The 24,518-nt window shown below is 63.9% G+C and carries 27 protein-coding genes; 10 read left to right on the forward strand and 17 right to left on the reverse strand.

Annotation, left to right across the window (positions count from 1 at the left end; all coding sequences use genetic code 11):
- Window positions 1-25: 25 nt before the first annotated feature.
- Complete coding sequence (locus tag ACZ9GA_RS19410) at window positions 26-916, reverse strand: DMT family transporter (RefSeq protein ID WP_457361173.1); 891 nt, start codon at window positions 914-916, stop codon at window positions 26-28.
- A gap of 133 nt (window positions 917-1,049) precedes the next feature.
- Between ACZ9GA_RS19410 and ACZ9GA_RS19415 the strand changes: the two genes are divergently transcribed.
- Entirely contained in the window at window positions 1,050-1,487 is a 438-nt protein-coding gene (locus ACZ9GA_RS19415) for an Lrp/AsnC family transcriptional regulator (protein WP_027978553.1), read from the forward strand.
- 34 nt (window positions 1,488-1,521) lie between these two features.
- Window positions 1,522-1,869 (forward strand): avidin-fold protein, encoded by a 348-nt coding sequence (locus tag ACZ9GA_RS19420; RefSeq protein ID WP_457361172.1) that lies wholly within the window; start codon window positions 1,522-1,524, stop codon window positions 1,867-1,869.
- A gap of 102 nt (window positions 1,870-1,971) precedes the next feature.
- Here ACZ9GA_RS19420 and ACZ9GA_RS19425 read toward each other — a convergent pair whose 3' ends face one another.
- A complete protein-coding gene (locus ACZ9GA_RS19425; protein WP_457361171.1) occupies window positions 1,972-2,334 on the reverse strand; it encodes a hypothetical protein in 363 nt (120 codons plus the stop codon).
- A gap of 416 nt (window positions 2,335-2,750) precedes the next feature.
- Here ACZ9GA_RS19425 and ACZ9GA_RS19430 point away from each other — a divergent pair, with 416 nt between their 5' ends.
- Together ACZ9GA_RS19430 and ACZ9GA_RS19435 are read left to right on the forward strand one after the other, a co-directional pair.
- Window positions 2,751-2,948, forward strand: a complete 198-nt coding sequence (locus ACZ9GA_RS19430) for a hypothetical protein (protein WP_457361170.1) — start codon at window positions 2,751-2,753, stop codon at window positions 2,946-2,948.
- 52 nt (window positions 2,949-3,000) lie between these two features.
- Window positions 3,001-3,360, forward strand: a complete 360-nt coding sequence (locus tag ACZ9GA_RS19435) for a hypothetical protein (protein ID WP_457361169.1) — start codon at window positions 3,001-3,003, stop codon at window positions 3,358-3,360.
- Window positions 3,361-3,606: 246 nt separating this feature from the next.
- Here the strand turns inward: ACZ9GA_RS19435 and ACZ9GA_RS19440 are convergent, their stop codons facing one another.
- The 5 genes from ACZ9GA_RS19440 to ACZ9GA_RS19460 form a co-directional block, all read right to left on the reverse strand.
- Window positions 3,607-4,404 (reverse strand): IclR family transcriptional regulator, encoded by a 798-nt coding sequence (locus tag ACZ9GA_RS19440; protein ID WP_457361168.1) that lies wholly within the window; start codon window positions 4,402-4,404, stop codon window positions 3,607-3,609.
- Between the two features lie 77 nt (window positions 4,405-4,481).
- Window positions 4,482-5,792, reverse strand: a complete 1,311-nt coding sequence (locus tag ACZ9GA_RS19445; RefSeq protein WP_457363690.1) for an MFS transporter — start codon at window positions 5,790-5,792, stop codon at window positions 4,482-4,484.
- Between the two features lie 147 nt (window positions 5,793-5,939).
- Window positions 5,940-7,088, reverse strand: coding sequence for a galactonate dehydratase (gene dgoD / locus ACZ9GA_RS19450; RefSeq protein ID WP_455924769.1), 1,149 nt, complete (start codon window positions 7,086-7,088; stop codon window positions 5,940-5,942).
- Between the two features lie 37 nt (window positions 7,089-7,125).
- On the reverse strand, window positions 7,126-7,746 hold the full coding sequence (locus ACZ9GA_RS19455) for a 2-dehydro-3-deoxy-6-phosphogalactonate aldolase (protein ID WP_457361167.1): 621 nt from the start codon (window positions 7,744-7,746) through the stop codon (window positions 7,126-7,128).
- Window position 7,747: 1 nt separating this feature from the next.
- A complete protein-coding gene (locus ACZ9GA_RS19460; protein WP_457361166.1) occupies window positions 7,748-8,746 on the reverse strand; it encodes a 2-dehydro-3-deoxygalactonokinase in 999 nt (332 codons plus the stop codon).
- Window positions 8,747-8,937: 191 nt separating this feature from the next.
- On the opposite strand from ACZ9GA_RS19460, the gene ACZ9GA_RS19465 reads away from it, so the two are divergent.
- Window positions 8,938-9,216, forward strand: a complete 279-nt coding sequence (locus ACZ9GA_RS19465) for a type II toxin-antitoxin system RelE/ParE family toxin (RefSeq protein ID WP_457361165.1) — start codon at window positions 8,938-8,940, stop codon at window positions 9,214-9,216.
- A gap of 17 nt (window positions 9,217-9,233) precedes the next feature.
- Complete coding sequence (locus ACZ9GA_RS19470) at window positions 9,234-9,518, forward strand: HigA family addiction module antitoxin (protein ID WP_457361164.1); 285 nt, start codon at window positions 9,234-9,236, stop codon at window positions 9,516-9,518.
- Window positions 9,519-9,540: 22 nt separating this feature from the next.
- On the opposite strand, the gene ACZ9GA_RS19475 is transcribed toward ACZ9GA_RS19470, so the two are convergent.
- From ACZ9GA_RS19475 to ACZ9GA_RS19505, 7 genes are all read right to left on the reverse strand, one after another.
- Window positions 9,541-10,851: an MFS transporter gene (locus ACZ9GA_RS19475; RefSeq protein ID WP_457361163.1), complete on the reverse strand. Its 1,311-nt coding sequence runs from the start codon at window positions 10,849-10,851 to the stop codon at window positions 9,541-9,543.
- A gap of 333 nt (window positions 10,852-11,184) precedes the next feature.
- Window positions 11,185-11,661 carry an ANTAR domain-containing protein gene (locus tag ACZ9GA_RS19480; RefSeq protein ID WP_457361162.1) on the reverse strand — a complete coding sequence of 159 codons (477 nt, stop codon included), beginning with the start codon at window positions 11,659-11,661 and terminating at the stop codon, window positions 11,185-11,187.
- 170 nt (window positions 11,662-11,831) lie between these two features.
- Window positions 11,832-12,332 (reverse strand): sigma-70 family RNA polymerase sigma factor, encoded by a 501-nt coding sequence (locus ACZ9GA_RS19485; protein WP_457361161.1) that lies wholly within the window; start codon window positions 12,330-12,332, stop codon window positions 11,832-11,834.
- 74 nt (window positions 12,333-12,406) lie between these two features.
- A complete protein-coding gene (locus tag ACZ9GA_RS19490; RefSeq protein ID WP_457361160.1) occupies window positions 12,407-12,925 on the reverse strand; it encodes a GNAT family N-acetyltransferase in 519 nt (172 codons plus the stop codon).
- 71 nt (window positions 12,926-12,996) lie between these two features.
- Window positions 12,997-14,316, reverse strand: a complete 1,320-nt coding sequence (locus ACZ9GA_RS19495; RefSeq protein ID WP_457361159.1) for an ATP-binding protein — start codon at window positions 14,314-14,316, stop codon at window positions 12,997-12,999.
- Window positions 14,313-14,978, reverse strand: a complete 666-nt coding sequence (locus ACZ9GA_RS19500; protein ID WP_457361158.1) for a response regulator — start codon at window positions 14,976-14,978, stop codon at window positions 14,313-14,315. The genes ACZ9GA_RS19495 and ACZ9GA_RS19500 overlap by 4 nt, the downstream gene beginning before the upstream one ends.
- A gap of 89 nt (window positions 14,979-15,067) precedes the next feature.
- On the reverse strand, window positions 15,068-18,142 hold the full coding sequence (locus ACZ9GA_RS19505) for a dermonecrotic toxin domain-containing protein (protein ID WP_457361157.1): 3,075 nt from the start codon (window positions 18,140-18,142) through the stop codon (window positions 15,068-15,070).
- Between the two features lie 133 nt (window positions 18,143-18,275).
- Here ACZ9GA_RS19505 and ACZ9GA_RS19510 point away from each other — a divergent pair, with 133 nt between their 5' ends.
- Entirely contained in the window at window positions 18,276-19,085 is an 810-nt protein-coding gene (locus tag ACZ9GA_RS19510) for a prolipoprotein diacylglyceryl transferase family protein (protein WP_457361156.1), read from the forward strand.
- A gap of 132 nt (window positions 19,086-19,217) precedes the next feature.
- Window positions 19,218-19,751 (forward strand): RNA polymerase factor sigma-70, encoded by a 534-nt coding sequence (locus ACZ9GA_RS19515; RefSeq protein WP_457361155.1) that lies wholly within the window; start codon window positions 19,218-19,220, stop codon window positions 19,749-19,751.
- Between the two features lie 99 nt (window positions 19,752-19,850).
- Here the strand turns inward: ACZ9GA_RS19515 and ACZ9GA_RS19520 are convergent, their stop codons facing one another.
- Both ACZ9GA_RS19520 and ACZ9GA_RS19525 read right to left on the reverse strand, forming a co-directional pair.
- Window positions 19,851-20,603: a substrate-binding periplasmic protein gene (locus tag ACZ9GA_RS19520; RefSeq protein ID WP_457363689.1), complete on the reverse strand. Its 753-nt coding sequence runs from the start codon at window positions 20,601-20,603 to the stop codon at window positions 19,851-19,853.
- A 156-nt stretch (window positions 20,604-20,759) separates the two neighbouring features.
- A complete protein-coding gene (locus ACZ9GA_RS19525) occupies window positions 20,760-21,383 on the reverse strand; it encodes a TetR/AcrR family transcriptional regulator (protein WP_457361154.1) in 624 nt (207 codons plus the stop codon).
- 155 nt (window positions 21,384-21,538) lie between these two features.
- Between ACZ9GA_RS19525 and ACZ9GA_RS19530 the strand changes: the two genes are divergently transcribed.
- Window positions 21,539-22,081, forward strand: coding sequence for a 3'-5' exonuclease (locus ACZ9GA_RS19530; protein ID WP_457361153.1), 543 nt, complete (start codon window positions 21,539-21,541; stop codon window positions 22,079-22,081).
- A 79-nt stretch (window positions 22,082-22,160) separates the two neighbouring features.
- The gene (gene ppnP, locus ACZ9GA_RS19535) at window positions 22,161-22,442 is read left to right on the forward strand and encodes a pyrimidine/purine nucleoside phosphorylase (RefSeq protein WP_027978573.1); all 282 of its coding nucleotides are present in this window, start codon (window positions 22,161-22,163) and stop codon (window positions 22,440-22,442) included.
- Between the two features lie 87 nt (window positions 22,443-22,529).
- Here the strand turns inward: ppnP and ACZ9GA_RS19540 are convergent, their stop codons facing one another.
- Window positions 22,530-24,302, reverse strand: a complete 1,773-nt coding sequence (locus ACZ9GA_RS19540; RefSeq protein WP_457361152.1) for an ABC transporter transmembrane domain-containing protein — start codon at window positions 24,300-24,302, stop codon at window positions 22,530-22,532.
- Between the last annotated feature and the right edge of the window lie 216 nt (window positions 24,303-24,518).

Consider the following 24,518-nt stretch of genomic DNA (forward strand, 5'->3'; position numbering starts at 1 on the left):
GCCCAGCGCAGCCTGGCGGCAGCGCCTACGTGCCAGGTTGCAGGGTGCGGCGGCGTACGCCCCACCCCTGCTGCATGCCGGCAGCAGCGATCAGAATCGCCACCACGCCCACCCACTGCAACGCATCCAACCGATGCCCAAACGCAAACCAATCCACGAAAATCGCCACAATCGGGTAGATAAAGCTCAACGCCCCGGTCAGCGCCGTCGGCAATTTCTGAATGGCGCCATACAGCAGCACATACATCAACCCCGTATGCACCATGCCCAGGGTCAGCAACGAACCCCAGCCCTGCACCTGCTGGGGAAACGCCGACACCTGCGCCAAAGGCGCCAACAGCAACACGCCCGTAGTGACCTGCACCAACGCGATCAGGTGCGGCGGCACGCCACTCAGGCGCTTGATGATCAGCGCGGCGATGGCATAGAGCGCCGCCGCCCCCAGCGCCATCACGATACCCATCAGATAATCATCGCCACCCTGCCCGCCATGGGCGCTGACAATCGCCAGCATCCCGGCGAACGACACCGCCAGCCAGAACAGCTTCTGCACAGTGATCTTCTCACCCAGAAACAGCGCCCCAAGCCCCACCAGAATAAACGGCTGCACGTTGTACACCGCCGTGCCGATGGCAATCGACGCCCGCGAATACGAGCCAAACAGCAGCAGCCAGTTACCCACAATCGCCACGCCGCTGAGCACCGCCAGCAAAAAGGTGGTGCGAGTCAGCAACCTCGGCCGCAGAAAGCCCATCGCCGCGCAGATCGCCAGCAGCGTCAAGGCGCCGAACACGCAGCGCCAGAACACCACGTCCAACACCGGCTGCCCCGAGAGCATCACCAGCCAGCCGATGGTGCCGGAAATCAACATGGCCGCGATCATTTCCAGCGAGCCACGATGCAGTGATTTGTCCATTGGAAATCTCCTTCTTCAATGGCGATTATTATGCTCGGGGCCGCGCGGCGCTTTCCATGAAGAAAAGAAGGCGAATTCAAGCATTGGGCTTTACTATCAAGGCATCCCGGTGTTTTTGCCTTAGGAGCTGTTCATGACCGACGACATCGACCAACGCCTGATCAGCGCCCTGATGGAAGACTCGCGTCGCTCCCTCAAGGCCCTGGCGCAACTCACCGGCCTTTCCGCCCCCAGCGTCGCCGAACGCCTGCGCAAACTGGAAGAGCGCGGCGTGCTCAAGGGCTATACCGTTGAAGTCGACCCCAAGGCCTTCGGCTATCAGCTGCAGGCCATCGTGCGCATCCGCCCGCTGCCGGGCCAGTTGCACGTGGTGGAGCGGCAGATCCAGCAGATCCCGCAGTTCACCGAATGCGACAAAGTCACCGGCGACGATTGCTTCATCGCCCGCCTGCATGTGCGCAGCATCGAAGAACTGGACACCGTGCTCGATGATTTGAACGCCTACGCGGAAACCAACACCGCGATCATCAAGAAAAGCCCCGTGAAACGGCGCCTGCCGCCGATGGCGTGACACCACTCCCCCACCGTAAAGGACTGCGAACCCCATGCATGCACGACTGCACAACCGTCGATTCGTGACCACGGCAAACCCCGAGGGTCATGCTGACGCCAGTACCGTGTTTCACTATTTAGTGCATGACGCCTTGATCACTGGCAGCTACGCCGGCGGGAAGATTCGCAGCGGGCAGGTGGTCGGTCGCGTCACCGGGCCAGACACCATTGAGCTGCTGTATCACTGCCTGACCCAGGACAATGAATTGCTGGCAGGGTGGTCGCGTGGCGTGGTCGGTGTCGACAATGCGGGCCGCACCACCCTGGCATTCGAATGGGGCTGGCTGATCGGTGCCACCGGTGGTGGCCAGTCCCAGTACATCGAGCTGATTGACGCGTAGCCGCTGCCGCCAGGCTGCGCTGGCCTGTGCCTCTCTGAAGATTTGCAGGGTTCACACCAACCAACGCAGCCTGGCGCCAGCGGCTACATGCTGCTGGCAATATTACCGGGTGCTGGAACCGCAGAATCGGTCTGCGCGCGAAGCGCCATTCAACAGAGCATCCACCAGCCCTTTGGCCCCTTCAATGGAGTGCAAAGTCGACCAGAGCAGGCCACGCTGAGACCGGTCAGGACCATCGCACATTTCGTAGGCCGTCTCTTCTGCGCACTTGAGCAACAGCGACACCTGTACCAGCGTGTCCTCCCAGGCCAACCCTTCCTGAACACAAAAAAAAGCTTTTTCATCCGTGCTACAGGCACCGAACGGATGGGTGACCGTTTTGATCTCGTCGGCCACCGCAAAGGTGGAAGACTCGACTGCATCTCGGAAATTGCCTTGTGGCAACTGATTGAAATCCCTACTCATGTAAACCTCCGTTTTGAATAACCCTATCGCCACCCTGTCCTTCGAAAAACATAGGTGGCGAACCGCACGGTGTTCGAAGTCGGGCCCTTCAGTCAAAACGGAAGCCGAATGGGCTCGCACCGTACGGCCCACCATAAAGCGTAGCCAATGCGAGGTTAGCATCCACCATACTCATGTGGGTGCACACGCGTCGTTTTGATGAGGTACCGGCTTCGACACCGGGCACTGATTGGCAGTGCGGTAGCGAGACTAGCGACTGGATCGAGCTAGGTATGTAGGACGTTTCGCAAATCAGAGAGCGAAAAAGGGATTTCTGAGTCTGTGAATGCCCGACACATACAGAAACCAAGCCACTGCACAAACGCTTAGCCACACCTGCACCAGAATGGGAAACTGGGTGGACAGGAGGGTTGGCCATGTCGATCGTAACGTTATTGAAGTTTCTCGGGATTCTTGATGAAAAAGACACCTACATGAAAGCCAAGGGCGGGCCCCATAGCCTGCGCCTGGTCGGCCAAAGCATGCTCAAGGTAGACATTGAAGAAATCTACGCATCTGAAAGCTATCAACAGGCCCAGGCAATGACCGACCGCATCATCAAAAAGCACGGCTGAGATGGGGCTATTACTGATATTGCCAATTCTGGTCAGCGGATATCTGGTGTGCATGAGCCACCCCTACTACTTCTCCCGCCTACATCGGTACGACGGTCAACTGCTGTATCTACGGGTGGCAAAACTTGGCCTGACCTGCATATTGGTGGCACTGACGCTATCTGCTCTGATATCCCACTTCGTGCCTGACGCTTGGCAAGCGTTCGGCAACATAGTGCAGGTGGCACTTCAAGGGCTCGGCGTGAATACTGTCGAGGTAGCACCCTACCGGCTCCTGCTTCAACTCACTTGCATGTCTGTATTGATCCCCATTCCATGGATTATTTTCGGCAGGATGACCGGCTACCTGAAAGGTAGGTATATCGGTGTCGCATCAGCTCGATCGCGAGAACGCCGCACAATCATCGGCTAGCATCTGGGGGGCATCATGCAGTGTCCGATCGTAGCCTTCCAATAAAACCCGAAAACCCTTCTGGGAATCGCGTCATGGCCACCAGGTGCTAGCCGATAATGTTGTGGCGCTCTTAAGACCGCGCGCCGCCCGCGCGGCGCATCGCGGCCAAGGCCGGCTCCTACATTTGTTGCAACGTACCATGGCCTGTTCTACCGAGTTGCCTGCCTTGTTTGCCCGGCGCAGAATCTGCGGCCAGACCGAAGCCTAACCCCCCACCTCCGCCGATATCCCAGCCGCCGCCCGTTGCACCACCGGCACCAGCGACTCCATCTTCTCCAGCGACATGTACGGCACCGTACTGGCCACGCTGATCGCCGCCACGATGCGCTTGCTGGCGTCGCGGATCGGCGCCGCCACGCAGCGAATCGACGGTTCGTTGTCTTCCAGGTCGAAGGCGTAGCCGCCCTGCACATACGCCTGCATGCGTGCATGCACCTGTTCCCAGGTCTGCTCCGGGTGGTTGGGCCACAGGGCGTTGTGGCCGGCAGCCGGCAGGCTGATTTCGTACAGGTGGTGCCACTCGGCCGGCGAGGCGTCCAGCAGCAGGGCCTTGCCGATGCCGGTGCGCGCCAGGGGCATGCGATGGCCCACCCGCGAGCGCATTTCCGGGCCATTGCGGCCGGGGTTCTTGTGCAGGTAAAGCACGTCGTCGCCGTCGCGGATGGCCAGGTGGATGGTGTCGCCGGTCAGGCGCGACAGTTCGTCCAGGTAGGGGGTGGCGAGCATCACCAGGGGCACTTCTTCGCGGGCCTGGAAGCCCAGCTCGATCAGTTTGGGGCCCAGTAGATAACCGACCTGGGGCAGCACGCGCAGGTAGCGTTCGTCCACCAGCGCGCTGGCCAGGCGGTGGGTGGTGCTGCGGGTGGTACCGACCTGGCGGGCGATTTCCTTGAGGTCGCGGGCGCCATCGGCCACTGCCTGGATCACGGCCAGGCCGCGCAACAGGGTTTGTGTGCCGGCGGGGGCGGCGTCTTTGGCCTGCGGGGTAACGTCGTCCTGCATGGGCGTTCCTGTGTTCAAAACGGCATTGTAAACGGTGAGGCAGGCGCATTATGTGCGCCCGCCCGCGCCGGTGCCAGTCACAGCGGGATGCGTTCCACCTTGCCCACCAGCACGATGTAGGACAGCGCCCCCAGCAAGGCCATGACGGCGATGTAGGTGATGGCCGGCGCGAACGACTCGCCGCTGGCCAGAAAGCCGATGGCGATGGGCGTGGTGATGGCCGACAGGTTGCCGATGAAGTTGAACACCCCTCCGGTCAGGCCCAGCAGGCGTGCCGGTGCCAGGGTCGACACCAATGACCAGGTGATCGACGCCAGGCCGTTGCCGAAGAACGCCACGGCCAGGCAGGCGATGACCAGCGCGGTGGAGTCCACGTAATTGGCGCCGATGATACTGGTGCTGATCAGCAGCCCGCCGATGATCGGCAGCTTGCGCGCCAGCCCGATGCTGGCACCCCGACGGATCAGCCAGTCAGAGAAAAAACCTGAGCACAGCACGCCGACGAACGCCGCCAGAAATGGCAACGAGGCCAGCAGGCCGGACTTGATGAAGTCCATGCCGCGGTATTTGACCAGGTAGGTGGGGAACCAGGTCAGGAAGAACCACAGGGTGGAGTTCAGGCAGTACTGGCCCAGGTAGATGCCCCAGAGTTTGCGCTTGCTGAGCACGATGCCCAGGTCGGTCCAGCTGAATCCGGGTTTCGCTGCCTTGGCCGATGTCTGCATGTCCACCAGCCCGCCGCCTTCGCTGATCAGCTCGATCTCGCTGGCGTTGGCGCCCTTGAAGTCGCGCGGTTCGCGGTACACGGCGTACCACACCAAGGCCCAGACGATGCCCAGCACGCCGGTGGCGACGAACACCATGTGCCAGCCGAAGGCATGCTGCAGCCACGCCAGCACCGGGGTCAGAAACGCCAGGCCAACGAACTGCCCCGAGGTGTAGAAACCAATGGCGGTGGCACGCTCACGTTCGGGGAACCAGGTGGTGACTACCCGACTGTTGATCGGGTAAGCCGGGGCTTCCAGGGCACCAACGGCCATGCGCAGCACGAACAGGGCGATGAAGCTGCCAGCAAAGCCGAGCATTACCGTGGCCAGCGACCACAGCGCCAGCGCCACGCTGTAGAGGATGCGCGGCGGCACCCGATCCACCAGCCAGCCGCCGGGAATTTGCATGGCCGCATAGGTCCAGCCGAAGGCCGAGAACACCAAGCCCACGTGCACCGGGTCGATGCCCAGGTCGCTGGTCAGCGCCGGGGCGGCGATGGACAGGTTGCTGCGGTCCAGGTAGTTGATGACCACAGTGATGAACAGCAGCACCATGATGAAGAAGCGCTTGCGGCTGGGCGTGGCCAGGGTCGCCTGCGCGGGGAAGGTCTGGGTGTGCATGGGGGGCATGCCTCGTTCTTATAATTGTTTACGTCCCTGTAGCCGCTGCCGCCAGGCTGCGCTGGCCCTTGAGTGCACTGGGAAACCTTCAGGGAGGCATAGGGCCAGCGCAGCCTGGCGGCAGCGGCTACAGAGGGGTCGCACCTATCACCACTCGGCGAAGCTGCCGTCGGCGTGGCGCCAGATCGGGTTGCGCCAGCGGTGGCCCACGGCCGCGCGCTCCTTGACGTACTCCTCGTTGATCTCGATACCCAGGCCCGGGCCGTTGGGGATCTTGACGAAGCCGTTGTCGTAGTCGAACACCTCGGGGTGCTTGACGTAGTCCAGAAGGTCGTTGCTTTCGTTGTAGTGGATACCCAGGCTCTGCTCCTGGATAAACGCGTTGTAGCAGGCCGCGTCCAGTTGCAGGCACGCCGCCAGGGCGATCGGGCCCAGCGGGCAGTGCAGCGCCAGCGCCACGTCGTAGGCCTCGGCCATGTTGGCGATCTTGCGGGTTTCGGTGATACCGCCGGCGTGAGAAGCGTCCGGCTGGATGATGTCGACGTAGCCTTCGCTGAGCACACGCTTGAAGTCCCAGCGCGAAAACAGCCGCTCGCCCAGGGCAATCGGCGTGCTGGTCAGCGGCGCCAGCTCCTTGAGGGCTTCGTAGTTTTCGCTCAGCACCGGTTCTTCGATGAACATCAGTTTGTAGGGGTCCAACTCCTTCATCAGCACCTTGGCCATGGGCTTGTGCACCCGGCCGTGGAAGTCGACGCCGATGCCCACGTTAGGGCCGACGGCATCGCGCACCGCAGCGACGTTGGCCAGGCACAGGTCGACCTTGTCGAAGGTGTCGAGGAACTGCAGCTCCTCGGTGCCATTCATCTTCACCGCGGTAAAACCACGCTCCACCGCGTCCTTGGCCGCCTTGGCGGTGTCGGCGGGACGGTCACCGCCGATCCACGAATACACGCGAATACGATCGCGCACCTGGCCGCCCAGCAGATCGCTGACCGACACGCCCAGGGCCTTGCCCTTGATGTCCCACAGCGCCTGGTCGATACCGGCCAGGGCGCTCATGTGGATCGCGCCGCCACGGTAGAAACCACCACGGTAGAGCACGGTCCAGATGTCCTCGATGTTGCGTGGGTCTTTGCCGATCAGGTAGTCGGACAATTCCTCAACGGCAGCGGCCACGGTGTGGGCGCGGCCCTCGACCACCGGTTCACCCCAGCCGGTAACGCCCTCGTCGGTTTCAACCTTAAGGAAACACCAGCGCGGCGGGACGATAAAGGTGGTCAATTTAGTGATTTTCATCGTTTGTCTCTCTTGTCGATGTTCGTAGTCACAACAATCAGTGCAGGTGCTTCCAGGCGGCCACGTAGGCCTGTGCCCGGGCGGCGACGTCGGCGGGGCTCATGCCCGGCTTGAACAGGCCCGAGCCCAGGCCGAAACCCTGAACCCCGGCCTCGACGAACGGCGCCATGTTGTCGGGGGTGATGCCGCCCACCGGGATCAGCGCCGTGCCCTTGGGCAACACCGCCAGTAGGGCCTTGACCACACCGGGGTTGAGCATTTCGGCGGGGAACAGCTTCAGGGCATCAGCGCCCTCCTCCAAGGCCGCGAAGGCTTCAGTGGGCGTGACCACGCCGGGCGACAGGTACAGCCCGGCGGCCTTGGCGGCGCGCAGTACCTTGGCATCGCTGTGGGGCATGACGATCAACTGCCCGCCCGCCGCCTTGACTTGCTGCACCTGTTCGACGGTCAGCACCGTGCCGGCGCCGATCAGGCAATCGGCGGGCAGGCTGTCGCGCAGAATGCGGATGCTGTCAAAGGGGCTGGGGGAGTTGAGCGGTACCTCGATGACCCGGAAGCCCTGGTCATACAGCACCTGACCGATGGCCTGGGCTTCTTCGGGACGAAGGCCGCGCAAAATGGCGATCAGGCCGTTGGCGGCGAGCGCTTGCTGGAGCATGTCAAACCTCTTCTGACTGTGGGGCGAGCAGCCCGGCCGCCACGGCCAGGCTCCATAATCCGCGTTCGGTGGCCTGTTCGGCGATGCTGACCTGGGCGAATCCGCACAGGCCCAGCGCCAGCCAATAGCGCTGGCACAGGGCGGCGCTGCCGATCAGCACCACTTCGGGCAATTCACCGCCGGCAAGCCGGGCCCGCGACACCTCGGCGAGGGCGCGCAGTTCGTGGCCGATCATCAGGCCGGACAAATAGTCAGGTTGTTGCGCCCCGCTCAACTGGCCGGTCAGGCCCAGGGTGCGGGCGCTGAACAGCGTGGACAGCACGCCAATGTCGGCATCGGCCGACAGCGCCACCTCGACACCGCGCACGAACGCGGCCTCGTCGAACACGTCGCTGGGCTGCTGGGTACGACCGAGAATGGTATGGGCGCAAAGGGCGGCGTAGACCTCGCCGGTCATGAAAGTGTCGAATTGGCGGATGCAGCCATCGACCACGCTGACCCACTTGCTGTGGCTGCCGGGCAGGCCGATCAGCAAGCTGTCCTGGCGCGTGTGCGCTGGCAAACCTTGCAGCAGGCCCAGCACCTGGGTCTCTTCGCCGCGCATCACGTTGGGCAGGCGCGAATGCTGGATCACCCCGGGGACGATATGCAGCGGCGTGCCGCGCAGGGTCTGCACCGTCTGCAGACTGGCGCCCAGGTCGGCAACCCGTGCTGGCGTCGGACAGTAGGCCGCCTCGCGCCAGCCCTGGGCGCTGCCGACCATGCCACAGGCGATCAAGGGCAGATGCGGTTCGGCAGCCAGCCAATCGCCGCAGGCGTCGTCAAGGGCCAGTTCGAAACCGTTGCTGCAAAAATGCCCGGCGATGTCCCGGGGCGTGGAAGGCAACTGCATGATGCCGCAGGCCAGCGAACGCTGGTCCAGCACCTGGCCGTGGTGGCCGAGTTTATAGGCTCGCAGGGAGGTAGTCCCCCAATCGAGCGCGATCAAATGCGCCTGCATCGCTTCACCTGAATTGTTTTTTGAGAGTGAGGACGTGGAGTTGATGGTGGGGACTATAGACTGGGAGAGATAAAAATCTCAACATATAAATAATCATCCCACATATAGGGATATATCCGCATTGCCAGCTGTAATGTCTTGCCTTACACTTTGCCTTGTCGACCTGTAAGGTGAAACCTTACAGTTGCGGCATGATCAAGAGCTTTCGGCATAAAGGATTAAAGGCCCTGTACCTGACCGGGGTGACCAAAGGAGTTCGTCCGGACCATGTAGCCAGGCTTAGGCGGATATTGTCTGCGCTGGACAGGGCCATGGTGCCCGAGGACATGAATCGCCCAGGCAACCGTCTGCACGCCTTGCGCGGGGATCGGCTCGGTTACTGGTCTGTCAGCGTCTCGGGCAATTGGCGGGTGATCTATCGTTTTGATGGCACCGACATCGAACTGGTCGACTACCTGGACTACCACTGATTAGAGGCACGACACTAATGGTCATGTTCAATCCGCCCCACCCGGGGGAAGCGCTTCGCGAAGATGTTCTGCCCGCCCTCGGCATGACGGTAACTGCGCTGGCTCAGCACCTGGGCTACTCCCGTGGGCAGTTGTCCACGGTCCTGAACGGCCGCGCCGCGCTATCGGCTGACCTGGCACTGCGTCTGGAGATGGCGGGCCTTGGCAGCGCCCGCATGTACCTTGCCGAACAGGCTGCCTATGACTTGTGGCAAGCGCAGCGCAAGCAGTTGCCGGTGATTACCCGCCTGGCGGTAGCGTAAACGTCGGTGCGCCCCGCAAGGCTCACCCGCATGCCCCTGCCTGTTCGACTTGCAACACCCCACGCCCCGCAAACACCAGCGCCGTCGCCAACCCCACCACCCCCATCACCGCACTGAAGCCCACGCACACCCACGGGCTCCAGGGCATGGCGGCAATCAGCGCCAGGGGCGTGACACTGGCCCATAGGGCATAGGCAATGTTGTAGGTGAACGAGATGCCCGACACGCGAATCTTCGCCGGGAACAGCCCCACCATCACCGACGGCACTACCCCCACCACGCCACAGGCCAGGCCCGCCAGCGCGTAGCCCAGGCCCGGCAGGCCCCAGCCGCCGATCAGGTTGGCGTACAGGGCGGCGATGCCCAGGGGCATCAGCAGGCTGTAGACGATCAACGCGCGCCAGGCACCGATGCGGTCGACCAGCAGCCCGGCCAGCACGCAGCCGATGTTGAGGAAGACAATCCCCAGGCTGCTGAGCGCGAACGTGTGACTGGCCGTGAGCCCGAACAGTTTCTGCATCACGGTGGGGGTGATGACCACCAGCACCACCACCGCCGAGGTCAGCACGCAGGTCAGGATCACCGCCGGCAGCAGCGCGTGGCGATAGTCGCGCAGCACGGCCTTGAGGGGCAGTTCGACCAGGCCTTCGCGGCGTTCGCGCAAGGCCAGGAACACCGGCGTTTCGCTCAGCCAGCGGCGCAGCCATACACCGATGACGCCGAACACACCGCCCAGCAGGAACGGCAGGCGCCAGGCGTAATCGAGGATTTCCTGCGGCGTGAACAGCTGCGCCAGGGCCGTGGCGGTCAGCGCGCCGATCAGATAGCCGAAGGTCAGGCCGGCCTGCAGAAAGCCCAGCGCGTAACCGCGGCGATGGGCCGGCGCATGCTCGGCCACGAACACCCAGGCACTGGGCACCTCGCCCCCTACCGCCGCGCCTTGCAATATGCGCAGGGCCAGCAGGATCAGCGGCGCCGCGTAACCAATATGCTCGTAGGTAGGCATCACCCCGATCAGCAGGCACGGCAGCGCCATCATCAGGATGCTGAGGCTGAAGACTTTCTTGCGCCCCAGGTGGTCGGCGAAATGCGCCATCAGGATGCCGCCCAACGGGCGCGCCAGGTAGCCGGTGACGAAGATGCCGAAGCTTTGCAGCAGGCGCAGCCACTCGGGCATTTGCGGCGGGAAGAACAGTTGGCTGAGGGTCAGGGCGAAGAACACGAAAATGATGAAATCATAGATTTCCAGCGCGCCGCCCAGGGCTGCCAGGCCGAGGGTCTTGTGGTCGGCGCGCGACAGCAGTCGCTGGCCTTGGGTGCTGTTGGCAGTCATGAAATATCCACATAAGGGGAGCGGCGCCTATGCTGGCGCCTGCCAAAGGCGCAGAGGATAGCAAACTGGGCCGGGCGGTGTGGCAAGGTACGGCGCACTGTCACGCGACCTGGCGGCCGCTGCTACGGAGCAGCGCACACCTTGTAGCCGCTGCCGCCAGGCTGCGCTGGCCTGCGTGAACCCTGAAAATCTCTTGGCAAACACAGGGCCAGCGCAGCCTGCGGCAGCGGCTACGGGTGCTGCTGGGCCTGCGTGAACGCTGAAAATCTCCAGGCAAACACAAGGCCCGCGCAGCGTGCGGCAGCGGCTACGGGTGCTGCTGGGTGGATGCGCCTAGTGCCGCAAAAACGCCGCCTCCTTCAAGGCCGGACGTTTGCGATTCGGTCGCCGCTGGCTGACCACCGTCACCGGCTGCTCGATCAGGTCGGTGGGCATGTCGACGATGTCCATCAACGTCTTGAGCGCTTCGCTGTCGGGCAACCGCGTCAGGCACACGTTGATCGACTCGCGCTGCTGGGGCAGCAGCTCGGGCACTGGCACGGTTTCGTTTTCATACAGCAAGGCGTGATGCACCTGCGGGCTGCCCTTGCACAGGCGCGGCAGGTCTACACCGGCACGCACGGCCATTTCGGTGTTGGCAATCAGCAGGTCGAAGGGCTCCACGGCACTCTGCACCAGCGCCAACAAGGCCTCAAAGGACTGCACCGGCGCGATGCGGTAATAGCCCATGTGGTTGAGCATGCGTTCGACGTGCATCAACTGGCTGGGGTGCTCGTCGGCAATCAGAATTCGCAACGCTTTGTTGATCATGGTCGGTGACCTGCGCCTTAGCGCCAAGGGCATCCCTGACCCGTGAGCCGCCACACAACAGCCGGCATCCCGTGAAGTCAGCTTCGATACTCTTCCCGATGAGCGGCGAAATCAAGCAGGGCACGGGTTTTACGGCGCCAAACCGATGATCGGACAAGTTAGTGAGCAGCCTACTGGTTTTCCCACTCACGCATGCGCACGCGACAATGCTTCATGGCATTGACGATGTGCTTTTCCACCAGCGCACGGGAAATATTCAACTGCTCGGCAATTTGCTGATGAGAAAGGCCGTCGAGCTTGCGCAGCAGAAAGCTGTCCCGGCACAGCGGGGGCAATTCATCCAGGGCCTGGCGCATCAGGTCCAGGCGCTGGCCGTGGTCCATCATTTGTTGCAGGGCTGGCTCAGTTGGCCGCTCCCCGTCATCCAGTACTTCCAGCGGTTCGGCCTGGCGCAGCGTGCTGCGTCGATGACCATCGATCACCAGGTTCAACGCGGTGCGGTAGAGAAACGCCCGCGGATGGGCTATCTCAGTGCCAGCCCGCCGCTCGAGCACCCGCACATAGGCATCGTGGGCGACGTCTTCAGCGACGTGGCGGTTGCCCAGGCGTGCGCTGAGGAACCCGACCAACTCCCGATAATAGTTTTCCAGCACTGCACCGGGCCGTGTCATGGTTACCGACATTCCGTGGTTACGGTTAAGGAGCGGATGATGGCATATAGCGATCTCGCAAATTATAATAATTCTCAGGCACGTTTGGCCAGCCCGTCATCGCAGTCCCCCTCCCGCGGCACCAGCACCTTGTCCATGGGCACCAGCAGCAATCCGTAGAGCCCCATGGGCCGGCCGGTCTGGCGATACCCCAAGTGGCGATGAAAGCCTGCGGCGGTGCGCGTGCTGTACAGCATGGCCCGGCGGTGCCCCTGGCGGCACAGGACGGCTTCCATGTCCGCCATCAGCGCCCGCCCCACGCCGCGACGAAAATGCTCCGGCAGCACGTAGCACAGGCAGATCTCACCGCTGGCCAAGGCCAGGGCCACCCCGGCCGGCTTGCCTTCCAGCCGGCCCAGGCGCAGGTGCAAGGCATCGTCGAGCAGCCAGCGGCCTACGTCATCGCAGCGCTTGTGGCGCAGCCAGGCCTCGATCAGACAGGGATTGTTGCGGTGGTCCAGCGCGCAGCCGGCGCGAATCGAGCGCTCCAGAATGCGGCTGACGATACCGGCATCGCCGGGTGCGGGCGGATCGATGGCAATGAGCGGGTCCATGCTCGTTCTCCAGTCCAGGGGCAGGCCGTCACCCTACCCCCGGAACCGGCCCCCGGGCGAGCCCTGAATAGTTACACCACGTGTAGCGGCACCCGCAGGCTGACCCGCAGGCCGTCCGGGCGGCTGTCGAACGCCAGGCTGCAGCCGCAGCGCTGGACGATGGCATGCACGATCGCCAGGCCCAGGCCGCAACCGACACTGTGCGGGCTGCGCCAGAACCGCTGGGTCAGGTTGGGCAGGTCGGCGTCCGCGATGCCAGGCCCGTGGTCGCGTACCAAAAAGCACGCCGAAGCGCCTGCATCACTTGCGCTCAACTCCACCTGCTGTTCCGCAGGGCTGTGGCGCAAGGCGTTATCCAGCAAGTTGCGCAGCGCAGCCACCGCCAGGGCCGAAGGCATCTGCAGGCGCGCCTCGGCGAGCGCCGCCGGCAGTTGCAGCACAATGCGATGGCGATCGGCGGCGCTGGCATCCTGCACCGCCAGGCGCGCCACCTGCCCGACCGTGCAGGCGCAACCGTCGTCAAACGACAGGCTGCCTTCCACCCGTGCCAGCAGCAACAGTTGTTCAAGGGTGCGGTGCAGCCGGTCGGCGCCGGCCTCGGCATGCTCCAGGGCGGTTTCGCGGGCCCCACCCTGGGTCATGCGGGCCACTTGCAGGTGGGTCTTGATGGCCGTCAGCGGGCTGCGCAATTCATGGGCGGCGTCGCCGGTCAGGCGCCGCTCGCGCTCCAGGGTCTGGCCAATGCGCAGGAACAGCTGGTTCTGGCTGTCCAGCAGCGGTTGCAGCTCGCGGGGCATGGCCTGCACCTGCAGCGGCTCCAGGGAGTCGGCGCTGCGCCGGGTCAGGGCGTCGCGAATGCGGTTCAACGGCGCCAGGCCCAGCCCCACGCACAGCCACAACACCGCCAGGCTGCCGAGCAAGGCCATCAGCACTGGCACCGAAGCGGCCAGCAGGATCGAATAATTCAGTGCCTCACGCTCTTCATGGCGGTCGGCGGTGGTGATGCGTACATCGCCGTGCATCAGGGTGAAGCTGCGCCAACTGCCGCCGTCGATCATCTGGTCATGAAAGCCGCCGCTCTGGTCGTCCAGTTGGTCGTTGGCGCCATGGCTGCGGGCCAGGATTTCGCCACGCAGCGAGCTGACCTGGCAGGCCATGCCGTCGGGGATGCTCAACTGGTCGGCACTGAAGCGCTTGCCCTCGCCCTGGCTGGCCAGGGGCGGCAGTTGGTCCACCAGCCCCGCCACCATGCGCGCCGACGCCACCAGGCGCTGGTCCAGGGAGAACATCATCTGGTGGCGCAGGTCGCGGAACATCCAGGCCGCGGCCAGCGACCACACCAGCAGGAAAGCCAGCCCCAGGATCAGGCTCAGGCGCAGACGCAGGCTCATGACTGCGCCTGGCCCAGGCGATAGCCCAACCCGCGCACAGTCTGCACGATGTCGTTGCCCAGCTTGCGGCGCAGGTGATGGATATGCACGTTCAGGGCATTGCTCTCCACCTCGTCGGAGAATCCGTAGACGCTGTCCTTGAGCTGATCGCTGGACAGCACCCGGCCGCGGCTGTGCAACAGCGCCTGCAGCAATGCCTGCTCACGCCGCGACAGGTCCACCGGTTGGCCCGCCAGCCACGCCTGGCGGCTGCTCGGGTCGTAGCGCAGCGGACCATGATCGATGGTGTTCACGGCGCGCCCGGCCACCCGCCGCACCAGGGTGTGCAGGCGGGCGCTCAATTCACGCAGGTCGAACGGCTTGAGCAGGTAATCATCGGCGCCCGCTTCCAGCCCGGCCACGCGGTCGGTGACCGTGTCGCGCGCGGTCAACACCAGCACGGGCAGCAGCTCGCCCTGCTGGCGCAACCCGTGCAGCAGGGCCAGCCCGTCTTCATCGGGCAGGCCCAGGTCCAGCACCATCACGTCGAAATGAGCCGCCTGCAACAGGGCGCGGGCGGCCGAAGCCGTGGCCACCCGGTCCACCGTCAGGCCCTGGGCTTGCAGGCCGGCGACGATGCCACAGGCGATCAACTCGTCGTCCTCGCACAGTAAAACGTGCATCGCTGCCCCTCATCTTGAAAAAACGCCATGGTGGCGCCTGCGGATTAAGCGCCGATTATGCCGTGGCCGCCCCCGCGCCGGGTGGCTTTCTATCGGGTATGCATCCAACTGCCCGTGGCGCCGATACGAATCAACCCTGCCAGCGGGCAATACTGCTGGAACAGCCGCTGCAATTGCTGCAGCAACTGGTCCTGGACCTTCTTCGCCAGGTAGACCTCGCCCAGCGCCAGACGGTTGAGGTTGCGGAAGTTGCGCATGGCCGGCAGCTCCCGGGCGATGACCTCGTTGAACAGCCCGGGGCCGGTGGTACGGCTGATCTTCGCGGCATAGGCCTGCATCTGTCGGGGGGTGTTGATGTACTCATAGGGACGGAACCGGTACAGCTCGGGACTGGCCTTGAAGCGCTGCCAGGACAGTTCCGACATGTGCCGCAACACCGGATTATTGGGCAGGGAACCAAAATTGCTGTTATTGAAATCCACCACCATGCCCAGCGTGCGATGGCGGACCGGGGCATTGAGCAACAATTCGCCGGGCTTCACCTGCAAAGGCTGGGAGGAAAATGGCCGGGCCGTGGTGGCCAGGATGGCGTCGTCCACGTCCATGTACAGGCCGCCACTGTGATCCAGCACCGCGTAGCGCAGCACATCCACCGCACTGGCCAGGTTGGCACCGTCCCCACGGCTGGCCGCCAGGAAGTGTTCGTAGTAGCGACCCTGGCGAAAAGCCTGAAAAAACTCGCTGTCTTCAAGGCTCAATACCGTCAGGCCTGTGGGCTGTTGCCCCAAACGCTCCAGGGTGAGTTTGAGCTCATCTGCGTCGGCAATCGACAGGTACAGGCGGGTCTGGAAAGGGGTCGACCCTTGTGCGGCCTCGTGGGCATTGGCCAGCACCCGCTTGACCATGCCGCGCGGCATGTGCCGGCCCAGCCAGAAACTGTGGATCAACCGCGGGATGGGTTGGGCACCCGTCATGTCGGGCGAAGCCAGCTGGAACGGCACGTCGACCTCGATCCCCAACTCCTTCAGGCGCGCGGCCGAGGCGCTGGCGCTCAGCAACGGCTGCGCCGCCGGGTCAGCCACCACGGCAAAGCCGCCAAGGGCGGGATCATGACGCCAGGCGTGGCCGACGTCGTCGCGCCAACAGTCCCGAAAAGGATCATAACGCACCCGCTGCGGCACTTCGGCCACGCTGAGGCTGTACTGGGTGACCGCCTGCCCGCCTTCGGGCTGGCGCACCCGCACGCCCTTCAACACCCCACCGTCGGTGCCGGGCTGTGACCAGGCCGTGAGCGCCTGGGTCTGGGGTTCCAGTTCGGCCGCAGGCAGCAGATTGATTCGGCTGGGGTGCAAGCCTTCGAGCTGCAGATGCACCTCGTCGAACGCCCAGCCGTCGTTGGCAAAATCGTCCAGCGCCTGCCCCAGCGCCAGACGCTGCGTGACGAAATCGGACGGGTAGCCTTCACGCTCCAGCACCACGGCGGTGTTGTACGCCAGGTTTTCGCGCAAGGACACCGCCGCCAGGCCATAGGCATCGATTTCATACACCACGAACGGACCATCGAAGGCCACCTTGGCGTATTGCAGCGCCCCCAGGCGCGTGGCGAAAGTCTGCAACAGCGGGCCGTCGAGCATTGGTTGCGCCTGATCAAAGCGGCGCGTTGCGGCGAAACCCTTTTTCAGGGCGCGCGTGGGGTCGCTGCCGCGGGGGAATGATTGGGGCTTGAATACCCGGGGCAGATTGCGTCGCTCCATCAGGCCCAGGCTGTTGAACGTTGTCTGGGGCCTGGGCGGGAGGGTGGGCTGCAAGGGCGCCACCTCGATACCGTCCTCGGCAGGTTCCGGGGCCGTGGGCGCGATGGCGCCTTCTTCAGGGTCGGGCGCTGCATCCAGGGCGATGAACAACAGGTTGAACACGGCGTTGATGCCATTGCCGATCGCGGCGAGTATCGCCTGGCGCCGCTCCTGGGCGGTACGGGCCACCACCGCCTGCTGAATATTGAGCACCATCGACGTCACGCTTGCGCCCACCAGGGTCAGCGCCACCGGCCAGCCCAGCGGGGCGAAGGCACTGCCCAGGCTGATGAACGCCCCCAGGTAGCCGATCCACATCTGCTTGCGCAACTGCGCGTTGTCCACCAGCAAGGTCGAGGATTGTTCAATCATCTGCGCCTTGGCCTGAGCACTCAGGTACTCAAAAGGATCGCGGACAATCGCGGTACCGCCCTGCTCGATCAGCCCCAGCAGCAGCCCCTGGCGGTCGTCGGCCATGCGCAGCAAGGTGGCCCGCAAGGGTGCCAACGCCGGATCACTGGCGGCGTTGAAGACGCTGAAATGGGTGGCCAGCAATGCTCGCCGATGGGGCTGCGCGGCCTGGTCGGCCAGCCAGCGATAAAGGCTCTGCGGGCTATCGAACCCGTGCAAGGGCTGGGCATCACCCGGGATGTACAGCACCTGCCGCCCTTGGGCGTTGGACACCCGCACGATGTCCCGGGCGACGTAACCGTCAACCGTCAGCAGCCGTACACTGATCCCTGCCTGCGGCGTCGACGGCCGCGCCAGGCGGGCAACATCCGGGGTGCCGTCAAAGGCCGACATAAGCCCCTGGCGCGCCAATTCACCCGCCCCTGTACTGAGCTGGCCACTGCGCAAGGCGCCGCCCAGGCTGGCCAGGAACGCCACCCGGGCCAGCCGCGCATGTTCACGGCCATTGCGGCTCCAGAAGCTTTGCAAGCGCTGCCGGTAGGCACCGGCGAAATCCACGGCCCAGAAATCGGTCGCCAGATCGCGCGCCAGCACGGGCACCTGGTTACCCCCATGATAGAAGCCGTGCTCGGGGCCATCGATGTACAGCCCACCCATCTGGTCCAGCAGGTCGAGGTTGTCCTGGTCGGTGGCGCGAAACCGCTCCAGCACCAACTCCACCAGGGTCAAGGATTGCGCGGGGTGGCCATAGTGGACCCAGCCGGTGAAACTGGCAGGGTCGCTGACGGCATTGTCGAAACGATGCCACCATACTTTTTCGGGATCGACCTTGCCGGCGCCGTGTCTGGCCAGTAGCTGGCGCGCCTGTTCGGTGGCCAGCAGGTAAAGGTCGGGGAATTCATCGACCAGGCGCTGGGCGTCCGCCAGCAATACATCCATGTTTTGTGTCTGGTAGTCCATGTGGCGCTCCACTCCGGGGAAAAGTCTGCCATGGTGGAATGGCGGGCCGGCCGCCAGGCGGTAGCTATGTACTTAACGGCCATTTAACCCAGGGGCGGCACAGTGCACGCTTGACCTTCTACAGGACGTTCTCATGTTGAGCATTGGCATCGGCCCCTTCGCCTTGGCCGTCGATCACCTGGTACTGCTGGGCGCGCTGGCCGTGGCGGTAGCCGTCGGCGGCTGGCTGGCCAGGCGCCGGGGCATCGGCAGCCCGGAGAACCTGATCTTCGGCCTGTTCCTGCTGGCCCTCGTGGCTTCGCGACTGGGGTTTGTGGCCCGCTATGCGCACGAGTACCTGGACAACCCCTGGCAGGTCATCGACCTGCGCGATGGCGGTTTCACGCTGGCCCCAGGGCTGCTGACGCTGATGGCGGCCAGCCTGTGGCAAGGCTGGCGGCGGCGCGCCCTGCGCGTACCGCTGGCTGCAGCCCTGGCCAGCGGGCTGGCGGTGTGGGGCGGTGCCGGGCTGATCAACCATCAGCAGCAGGACAACCCGACCTTGCCGCAGGCGGCCTTGCAGGATGCCCAGGGGCGCAGTATGTCGCTGCCGGGCAATGACCCACGTCCGCTGGTAGTCAACCTCTGGGCCAGTTGGTGCCCACCGTGCCGCCGGGAAATACCCGCGCTGCTGCAGGCCCAGGCGCGACGGGCTGATGTGCGATTTGTCTTCATCAATCAGGGCGAGGCGCCCCAGGACGTCAGCAATTTCATTGCCACCGCAGGCCTGGACCCGCAGCAGATCGCCTACGACACCGGCAGCCAATGGGGCCGCCACGTGCGCTCCGTCGCCCTGCCCACCACGCTGTTCTACAGCCACGACGGCCGGCTGCTGGGCAGCCACCTGGGTGAATTGTCGCCAGCCACCCTGGCCGACGCCATGAAGGTCTTCCCTGCGCCCTGACGCCTGCGCACAGGCCAATTACATTAATATCTCATTTGACAACGATTATCATTAATATTAGCTTGATGCCTTTCGCGCACGGTGATTACCCAGCCCTTGCGCACACCAATCGGCAACAAGGTGATGTCCACGATGGAACAACGACTCACAACGACCGGTGACAGGTCCCTGCTGCAAGCCTTCATCGACCACCGCACCCTGCTGGTCAATATCGCTGCACGTATCACCGGCTGCCACTCGCGTGGCGAAGACGTCGTGCAGGATGCATTTTTTCGTTTGCAGTCCGCCCCCTCCATCACTTCCTCGCTCAAGGAGCAGATGGGCTACCTGTTGCGCGTGGTGCGCAACCTGGCCATCGATCACTACCGCAAGCAGGCGCTGGAACGGCGCTACTGCAGCCACGAAGACGCCGACCTGCAGCAGATCATCGACGGCGCCACACCCCAGGGCACCCACCTCAATCAGGTCACGCTGGACCAGGTGGAGCACGCCCTGGGCGAGCTGCCCTCGCGTACCCGCTACGCCTTCGAGATGTACCGCCTGCATGGCGTACCGCAGCGGGTGCTGGCCATGGAATTGGGCGTATCGCCCACGCTGGTCAACTTCATGATTCGCGACGCGCAGGTGCATTGCCGCCGCGCGTCGGGGGATTTGCTGGTGGCGTGAAATGGCGTCGTCTGCAACGCGGCCAAGCTTGCGCCTACGCCGTAAGTGGTAGGAGCCGGCCTTGGCCGCGATGAAGCCGACGCGATCTACGGGTAGCGCCTAACCCTGTGGCACCGCATGCGCCACCACCGGCTGCTCGGGCAGCGGCCGCACGGCAATCTTGTAAGGGTCAAACACCTTGAACATCTCACCGTTGTCGCGCAGCTGCTGCAGCAACTGCTCAAACGCCTGGCCAGTGATGGGCGACTGCGGGCGCAGCAGCGCGTAGTGGTGGTACAGCTGATCGATGCGATCGGAAATCAGCAGTTCCTTGGCCACACCCGGGTTGCGATTCAGGTAATCGTACAGATAGGAGCGCGTCACCAGGGCGATGTCGGCCCGGTCGCGCAGCACCATCATCAGGTTGCTGTCGTGGGAATAGGTCAGCGTGGCGCCGTAGTGCTCGGTGAGAAACTGCGGGTCAGCGTTGAAATCGGCAAAGGCGTAGTGGTAACCGCTGAACAGGGCCAGGCGCTTGCCGGTCAGGTCGGCAAAGAACGTCTGGTCGCGATGATCGCCGCGCTTGGCGACAAAAATCTCGGCATCCTCCAGCCCCATGTCGACGCTCACGTGCTCGATTTTCTCCCACCCCCACTCGGGGTTCTCGAAGATCGCCATGTCGATGCGACCGTCCTGGAAATCACGGTAGCGACGGGGAATGGAGGTGGGTACCAGCACGAAATGGTATTGCGTCTGCACGGCGTTGAGGTCTTGCACCAGCTGCGGCAACAACCCTGTGTCGGCGCCGGTCTCGGGCCGTACGGTGTACGGCGGGAAGTGCGCCGCCCCCACCCGCACTTCCTGCGCGGCCATGGCCTGCAAGGACGTCAGGCCCAGGCCTGCCCATAGCAATAACCGCGCAAGGTGGCGCGGGCGTGTCCCAGTCAAGATAGGTACCTCGGGGGCGGAGGGCATTGGATCCTCATAAATTAGGCGTTTGCGCCTGTTTCGACAACCGCAAACTTTGCCTTACGGCTCCTTGAGCAACAGCTTCAACGCCTGGTCGGCCAACTGCTCAAGACTCAGGCTGCCCTGGGGCTTGTACCAGGTGGTGGTCCACGACAGCGCCCCGGTCAGGAAACGGCGGGTGATGGCCACATCGCCACTGATCAGGCCCGCGTCCCGCGCCTCCCCCAGCACCTGCAGCCACAGCTGTTCGTACAGATCGCGCAGCGCCCGCACCTGGGCCTGACCGTCGGCGGACAACGAGCGCCATTCATACACCAGCACCGCCATGGCCTCGCCGGTACCGCCCATGATCGACTGCAGCTCGCAGCGGATCAGCGCCAGCACGCGCTCGCGCACGCCATGGGCCTGGGCCAGCTCGGCACGCATCAGCGCGGTGTTGTACAGCATGGTCTGCTCCATCACCGAGCGCAGGATCTCATCCTTGCTTTTGAAGTGATGGAAAATGCTGCCCGACTGAATGCCTACCGCCGCCGCCAGGTCGCGCACGGTGGTGCGATCAAAGCCCTTGCTGCGAAACAGATGCGCGGCCGTCTGCAGCAGCTGGCCGCGCGGGCTGTCAGGGTCGGTCAGTTGCCCGCTGGCGACCAGTTGCTGCATGACTTCCCGGGCCTTGTGCTCGTCCACGTCGATTGCCTCCCACCACCGTCCAATAGCTGCGCGTGCAATTTAGGCCTTGCCGGCGGCCCAAGCAAGCGCTTGGGCAATTCCAGGGGGATATCGGAACTCTTTGCACTTGGCTACGCTCTAGCCAGAATGAGCACAGCGCACTGGAGCCTGCTATGCCGCATTGGCTGGTCATCGATCTGGAAGCCACCACAGATGAGGGGGGCTGGCCGGTCGCGGAAATGGAAATCATCGAAATCGGCGCCAGCCTGGTCACGCGCGAAGGGCGCGAGGTGGATCACTTCCAGCGTTTCGTGCGGCCACAGCGTCGGCCGTGCCTGACGCCCTTCTGCCGGCAACTGACGCACATCACCCAGGCCAACATCGATGCGGCAGCACCCTTGACCGAGGTGTGGCCGCAATTCGAGCGCTGGCTCACGCACCATCAGGCCAACCTGCAGGGCTGGGTCAGTTGGGGCGACTATGATCGCCAGCAACTGCTGCTCAGTTGGCAGCAACACCAGTTGCACAGCCTGCTGGCCGACGTGCCGCACACCAACCTCAAGCAGCGCTTTGCCAAGGCGCGCAAGCTGCAACGGCCGCTGGGCCTCAATGGCGCGTTGCAACTGGCCGGGCTGAACTTCAACGGCCAGCAGCACCGCGCCCTGGAAGATGCGCGCAACACCGCGCGGCTGCTGCCGCTGAGCCTGCCTAACTAGACGGTTAAAAGCGCGTGCACCGCCCTGCGGGCTTGGGCATACTGGCGACCCCTTTTGACCCTATCCTGAGGATTCGCCCATGTTTAAAGTCAACGAATACTTCGACGGCACCGTGAAGTCGATTGCTTTCGAAATGAAGGAAGGCCCTGCCACCATCGGCGTCATGGCCCCGGGCGAATACGAGTTCGGCACCGCACAGAAAGAAATCATGCACGTGGTCACCGGCAAGCTGATCGTCAAGCTGCCTGACAGCATCGAATGGGAAACCTTCGAAGGCGGCAGCCGCTTCAACGTACCGGCCAACAGCAAGTTCCAGCTGAAAGTGGAAGTGGAAACCGCCTACCTCTGCGAATACCGCTGATCGCGTCGCCTTATCGCGGCCAAGGCCGGCTCCTACACCGAACGCTGTAGGAGCCGGCCTTGGCCGCGATAAGGCCGCCGCCGCACTTCAGGCCTCCACAACCGCATTGAACTGCAACGCCGCCAACCGCGCATACAACGCATTCCCGGCAATCAACTGCCGATGCGTACCCACCGCCACCACCCTGCCCTGCTCGATCACCGCAATGCGGTCGGCGTTCTGTACCGTCGCCAGGCGGTGCGCAATCACCAGTGTCGTGCGCCCCTGCATCAAGGTGGGCAAGGCCTGCTGAATCAGGTGTTCACTCTGCGCATCCAGCGCGCTGGTGGCTTCGTCCAGCAGCAATATCGGTGCATCCACCAATAACGCCCGGGCAATTGCCAGGCGCTGCCGCTGCCCCCCCGACAGCCCCAACCCCGCCTCGCCCAGGTGCGTCTGATAGCCCTGGGGCAACTGCTCGATAAAGTCATGGGCGTGAGCAATGCGCGCGGCCTGCTGCACCTGTTCGAAACTGGCATCGGCCAGGCCGTAGCGCAGGTTGTCCTCCACGGTGCCGAAAAACAGCGCCGGGGTTTGCGACACCAGGGCGAAGTGACGGCGCAGGTCGATGGGGTCGAGCTGGCGCAGGTCCACGCCCTCGATCAGGATGCGGCCCTGCTGCGGGTCGTAGAAGCGCAGCAACAAATCGAACAGCGTCGACTTGCCTGCACCCGAAGGCCCCACCAGCGCCAGGGTCTCGCCCGCCTCGATCACCAGGTCCAGGCCGTTAATGGCCGGCTGCTGCGGGCGCGAGGGGTAGGCAAACAGCACCTGTTCAAGCGCCAGCCGGCCGCTGACCGGCGCCGGCAATACCTGCAAGCCGCTGGCCGGGGCGCGGATCTCGCTGCTGGCCTGCAGCAGCTCGCCGATACGCTCGGCCGCCCCGGCGGCGCGCTGCAACTCGCCCAGCACTTCGCTGAGGGTGCCAAAGGCGCTGCCCACGATCAGGCTATAGAACACGAACGCCGCCAGCTCGCCGCCGGAAATGCGCCCGGCAATCACGTCCATGCCGCCCACCCACAGCATCACGCCCACGGCGCCCAGCACCAGCACGATCACCAGGGTAATCAGCCAGGCTCGCTGGACAATACGCTTGCGCGCCGTCTCGAACGCCTGCTCCACGGTGACACCGAAGCGCCGCTGATCCTCGGCCTGGTGGTTGTAGGCCTGCACGGTCTTGATCTGGTTGAGGGTCTCGGCCACATAGCTGCCCACATCGGCGATGCGGTCCTGGCTTTGACGTGACAGGCCGCGCACCCGGCGCCCGAACACCAGGATCGGCGCCAGCACCAGCGGCAACGCGATCACCACGATACTGGTGAGCTTGGGGTTGGTGACAAACAGCAGCACGATGCCGCCGATGACCATCAACGCATTGCGCAGGAACAGCGACAGCGACGAACCAATCACCGATTGCAGCAACGTGGTGTCGGCGGTCAGCCGGGACTGTATCTCGGAGCTGCGGTTGTTCTCGTAGAAACCGGGGTGCAGGTAGACCAGGTGGTCGAACACCTGCTGGCGAATGTCGGCCACGCAGCGCTCGCCAATCCACGACACCAGGTAGAAGCGCACGAAAGTGCCCACCGCCAACGCCATCACCAGCAGCATGAACACGGCGATGGAGCGGTTGAGCAAGGCCGGTGACTGCGTCAGAAAGCCTTGGTCCACCAGCAGGCGAATGCCCTGGCCCATGGACAAAGTAATGCCGGCGGTGACCACCAGTGCCAGCAGGGCTGCCAGCGCACGCCAGCGATAGGGACCAAGGAAATGCATGGCCAGGCGCAGGGCGCGACGCTGGCGAGAGGAAAGCAACCGGATCATGGGCGGGCCGTGGCAACGAAGGTGCAGCAAGCCTACACCCGCTGCCCCTGCCAACGCGATCTGTTGCGGCGCGCCAGTCTTTACACTTTGAAACAATTCTTATTCACGAAGTTTTCACACCTGGCGGCGTACGGTAACCCCACTCCTTTGTGATTCTTTGTATTCCCCAGCCCGCTCCCCATCGCGGGCTTTTTTTTGCCTTTAATTTGCCATCAC

This window comes from Pseudomonas sp. TE3644 (assembly GCF_056278815.1).

Excerpts from the sequence above, each read along its gene's own strand:
- ACZ9GA_RS19410 (WP_457361173.1), bottom strand. The coding sequence starts at position 916 with ATGGACAAATCACTGCATCGTGGCTCGCTGGAAATGATCGCGGCCATG.
- ACZ9GA_RS19415 (WP_027978553.1), top strand. The coding sequence starts at position 1,050 with ATGACCGACGACATCGACCAACGCCTGATCAGCGCCCTGATGGAAGAC.
- ACZ9GA_RS19420 (WP_457361172.1), top strand. The coding sequence starts at position 1,522 with ATGCATGCACGACTGCACAACCGTCGATTCGTGACCACGGCAAACCCC.
- ACZ9GA_RS19425 (WP_457361171.1), bottom strand. The coding sequence starts at position 2,334 with ATGAGTAGGGATTTCAATCAGTTGCCACAAGGCAATTTCCGAGATGCA.
- ACZ9GA_RS19430 (WP_457361170.1), top strand. The coding sequence starts at position 2,751 with ATGTCGATCGTAACGTTATTGAAGTTTCTCGGGATTCTTGATGAAAAA.
- ACZ9GA_RS19435 (WP_457361169.1), top strand. The coding sequence starts at position 3,001 with ATGAGCCACCCCTACTACTTCTCCCGCCTACATCGGTACGACGGTCAA.
- ACZ9GA_RS19440 (WP_457361168.1), bottom strand. The coding sequence starts at position 4,404 with ATGCAGGACGACGTTACCCCGCAGGCCAAAGACGCCGCCCCCGCCGGC.
- ACZ9GA_RS19445 (WP_457363690.1), bottom strand. The coding sequence starts at position 5,792 with ATGCACACCCAGACCTTCCCCGCGCAGGCGACCCTGGCCACGCCCAGC.
- dgoD (WP_455924769.1), bottom strand. The coding sequence starts at position 7,088 with ATGAAAATCACTAAATTGACCACCTTTATCGTCCCGCCGCGCTGGTGT.
- ACZ9GA_RS19455 (WP_457361167.1), bottom strand. The coding sequence starts at position 7,746 with ATGCTCCAGCAAGCGCTCGCCGCCAACGGCCTGATCGCCATTTTGCGC.
- ACZ9GA_RS19460 (WP_457361166.1), bottom strand. The coding sequence starts at position 8,746 with ATGCAGGCGCATTTGATCGCGCTCGATTGGGGGACTACCTCCCTGCGA.
- ACZ9GA_RS19465 (WP_457361165.1), top strand. The coding sequence starts at position 8,938 with ATGATCAAGAGCTTTCGGCATAAAGGATTAAAGGCCCTGTACCTGACC.
- ACZ9GA_RS19470 (WP_457361164.1), top strand. The coding sequence starts at position 9,234 with ATGGTCATGTTCAATCCGCCCCACCCGGGGGAAGCGCTTCGCGAAGAT.
- ACZ9GA_RS19475 (WP_457361163.1), bottom strand. The coding sequence starts at position 10,851 with ATGACTGCCAACAGCACCCAAGGCCAGCGACTGCTGTCGCGCGCCGAC.
- ACZ9GA_RS19480 (WP_457361162.1), bottom strand. The coding sequence starts at position 11,661 with ATGATCAACAAAGCGTTGCGAATTCTGATTGCCGACGAGCACCCCAGC.
- ACZ9GA_RS19485 (WP_457361161.1), bottom strand. The coding sequence starts at position 12,332 with ATGACACGGCCCGGTGCAGTGCTGGAAAACTATTATCGGGAGTTGGTC.
- ACZ9GA_RS19490 (WP_457361160.1), bottom strand. The coding sequence starts at position 12,925 with ATGGACCCGCTCATTGCCATCGATCCGCCCGCACCCGGCGATGCCGGT.
- ACZ9GA_RS19495 (WP_457361159.1), bottom strand. The coding sequence starts at position 14,316 with ATGAGCCTGCGTCTGCGCCTGAGCCTGATCCTGGGGCTGGCTTTCCTG.
- ACZ9GA_RS19500 (WP_457361158.1), bottom strand. The coding sequence starts at position 14,978 with ATGCACGTTTTACTGTGCGAGGACGACGAGTTGATCGCCTGTGGCATC.
- ACZ9GA_RS19505 (WP_457361157.1), bottom strand. The coding sequence starts at position 18,142 with ATGGACTACCAGACACAAAACATGGATGTATTGCTGGCGGACGCCCAG.
- ACZ9GA_RS19510 (WP_457361156.1), top strand. The coding sequence starts at position 18,276 with ATGTTGAGCATTGGCATCGGCCCCTTCGCCTTGGCCGTCGATCACCTG.
- ACZ9GA_RS19515 (WP_457361155.1), top strand. The coding sequence starts at position 19,218 with ATGGAACAACGACTCACAACGACCGGTGACAGGTCCCTGCTGCAAGCC.
- ACZ9GA_RS19520 (WP_457363689.1), bottom strand. The coding sequence starts at position 20,603 with ATGGCCGCGCAGGAAGTGCGGGTGGGGGCGGCGCACTTCCCGCCGTAC.
- ACZ9GA_RS19530 (WP_457361153.1), top strand. The coding sequence starts at position 21,539 with ATGCCGCATTGGCTGGTCATCGATCTGGAAGCCACCACAGATGAGGGG.
- ppnP (WP_027978573.1), top strand. The coding sequence starts at position 22,161 with ATGTTTAAAGTCAACGAATACTTCGACGGCACCGTGAAGTCGATTGCT.
- ACZ9GA_RS19540 (WP_457361152.1), bottom strand. The coding sequence starts at position 24,302 with ATGATCCGGTTGCTTTCCTCTCGCCAGCGTCGCGCCCTGCGCCTGGCC.